Origin of the sequence: Shewanella sp. AS16, from assembly GCF_021412365.1 — a bacterium.
GTDB lineage: Bacteria > Pseudomonadota > Gammaproteobacteria > Enterobacterales > Shewanellaceae > Shewanella > Shewanella salipaludis.
Genome location: NZ_JAKCLK010000230.1, coordinates 1 through 294, shown reverse-complemented (window position 1 = coordinate 294; position 294 = coordinate 1). Strand labels below are relative to the sequence as shown.

The following is a 294-nucleotide window of genomic DNA, read 5'->3' as shown; positions in this document are numbered from 1 at the left end:
AGCAGACTCCGTCGCCAGTCCGCACTCAATGGCCAGCGTGGTGATGGAGCACTGGACGCGGTTGGCCAGCGGGTCATAGTGGAAACACAGCCCCTGCAGGAGCGCATCAATAGCCCGTCGACGCAGCACTGGTGGCATGCGTCGACGCAGACCACGCGAACGGGCATGCGCCACATGAATGGCGAAATCAAAACGGGAAGTGAAGCCCACCGCCTTTTCCATCAGTTTTTCGCAGAACTTCAGCGTTCCTGCACCTTCACGGGGTGTAAACACCGGATTCGGGTTCTTTACCTG

General features: G+C 58.8%; 1 protein-coding gene. It reads right to left on the bottom strand.

Annotated features, from left to right (window positions below; translation table 11 throughout):
• On the bottom strand, window positions 1–294 hold a 294-nt coding region (gene repA, locus LZP73_RS20125; protein WP_267960266.1), incomplete at both ends, for a plasmid replication initiator RepA.